Source organism: Variovorax beijingensis (assembly GCF_007828835.1).
Lineage (GTDB): Bacteria > Pseudomonadota > Gammaproteobacteria > Burkholderiales > Burkholderiaceae_C > Variovorax > Variovorax beijingensis_A.
Map to the genome: position 1 here is coordinate 1 of NZ_VIVL01000036.1, position 2,076 is coordinate 2,076.

Below are 2,076 nucleotides of genomic sequence, written 5' to 3' on the forward strand. Positions count from 1 at the left end.
TCGCCGCGGTGCCATCGCGGTGAACGTGACCTGGCCGTTGAGCGCGTCAGGCCAATGTGCCGCCTGGTTGCGCGAGATCCTCCGGTGATCCGGGTCGACGCGCTGTGGCTGGCCATCGAGCCGCTGGACATGCGTGCAGGCACCGAAGCGGCACTGGCGCGCGTGGTGCGTGTCTTCGGCGCCGCGCGCCCGCACCACGCCTACCTGTTCGCCAACCGTCGCGCCAACCGCATGAAGGTCCTGGTGCACGACGGCATCGGAATCTGGCTGTCGGCACGACGCCTGCACCAGGGCAAGTTCGTCTGGCCCAAGGACAGCGGCACCACCCTCAGCCTGACCCATCCCCAGTTCGATGCGCTGGTGCTCGGTCTGCCGTGGCAGCGCATCGGCGAAGCCGGAGTGATCTGCGTGCTGTAGTGCAATTGCCGAATGTGCTGATGCGTGGGCGCGCACGGTGGAGCACCATCACCTTCCGTGATCGACACGGCCGACCTTGACCACCTGGACGCGCAGCAACTGCGCGAGATGGTCCTCTCCCTGAGGAGAGGGGCGGCAGCCGACAAGCTCGAGATCGCACGCCGCGACCACGAGATCGCATTCAAGCAGGCCGCCATCGACAAACTCACCCACGAGATGGCGGTGCTCAAGCGGTTGAAGTTCGCCGCCAAGTCTGAAGCCTTCAATGCCGAGCAGAAGAGCCTGCTGGAAGAGACCATCGACGCCGACTTGGCGGCGATGGAGCGTGAGCTGGAGGACCTCGCGGCCGCGCCGTCTGCGCAGCGCGAGAAGCAGCAACCCAAGCGCCAGGCACTGCCCGCGCACCTGCCGCGCCGGGAGATCCGCCACGAGCCCGAGGGCACCACCTGTGCCTGCGGCTGCACCCTCCAGCGCATCGGCGAGGATGTGGCCGAGAAGCTCGACTACCGCCCTGGGGTGTTCAGCGTCGAGCGCCACGTTCGCGGCAAATGGGTCTGCGCGAAGTGCGAGACGCTGGTGCAGGCGCCCGTCGCCCCGCACATCATCGACAAGGGCATTCCGACGGCTGGGCTGCTCTCGCAGGTGCTGGTGGGCAAGTACCTGGACCACTTGCCACTGTACAGGCAGGAAGCCATCTTCGGTCGCGCGGGCCTGGCCATCCCGCGCTCGACGCTGGCCAGCTGGGTCGGGCAGTGCGGCGTGCAGTTGCAGCCTCTGGTCGATGCGCTCAAGCGCGAGATGCTCGAAGACCGCGTGCTGCATGCCGACGAGACGCCCGTGGCGATGCTCAAACCCGGCAACGGCAAGACACACCGTGCGTACCTCTGGAGCTATTGCACGACGAGCTACAGCGCGTTGCGCGCGGTGGTGTTCGACTTCGCCGACAGCCGTGGCGGCCAGCATGCGCGCGCCTTCCTCGGGCTGCCGGGCGAGCATGGCTGGCGCGGCACGCTGGTGTGCGATGACTTCAGCGGCTACAAGGCGTGCTTCGAGCTCGGTGTCATCGAGGCGGGCTGCCTGGCGCACGCGAGGCGCAAGTTCCACGAGCTGTGGGCCAATCACGGCAGCCCGATCGGCGAACAGGCGCTGAAGTTCTTCGGCGAGCTGTACGCCGTCGAACGCGAGGTCGCCGAGCTTGAGTCTGAGGATCGAAGGCGAATACGACGAGAGAAGTCCCGCAAGGTGGCCGATGCCCTGCAGCAATGGCTCGCCGGGCAACGGCAGAGGGTGCCGGATGGCTCGGCCACGGCCAGGGCGATCGACTACAGCCTCAAGCGCTGGCAGGCGCTCACGCGCTACATCGACGACGGCGATCTGCCGGCGGACAACAACTGGGTGGAGAACCAGATCCGCCCGATCGCCATCGGACGATCGAATTGGCTGTTCGCGGGATCGCTACGGGCAGGTCAGCGCGCCGCGGCCATCATGAGCTTGATCCAGTCAGCGAAGCTCAATGGACGTGAGCCGCACGCGTACCTCAGCGACGTCCTCGGGCGGCTGCCCACGCAGCCGGCCAGTCGCGTCGCGGAACTATTGCCGCATCGCTGGCAGCCAGCCTGATCTGCGACTGCAGTCAAGACGGGATCACCGCGCGCTTAC

Annotated in this window: 2 protein-coding genes; both read left to right on the forward strand. The window is 67.1% G+C overall.

The features are described 5' to 3' along the window. Window positions 1-84 precede the first annotated feature (84 nt). Window positions 85-417, forward strand: coding sequence for an IS66 family insertion sequence element accessory protein TnpB (gene tnpB, locus FB547_RS33225; protein WP_186454331.1), 333 nt, complete (start codon window positions 85-87; stop codon window positions 415-417). A 108-nt stretch (window positions 418-525) separates the two neighbouring features. Then, complete coding sequence (tnpC, locus tag FB547_RS33230; RefSeq protein ID WP_410000825.1) at window positions 526-2,037, forward strand: IS66 family transposase; 1,512 nt, start codon at window positions 526-528, stop codon at window positions 2,035-2,037. Window positions 2,038-2,076 lie beyond the last annotated feature (39 nt).

What these genes read in the sequence shown, in the direction of transcription:
- tnpC (WP_410000825.1), top strand. Translation starts at nt 526, where the DNA reads ATGGTCCTCTCCCTGAGGAGAGGGGCGGCAGCCGACAAGCTCGAGATC.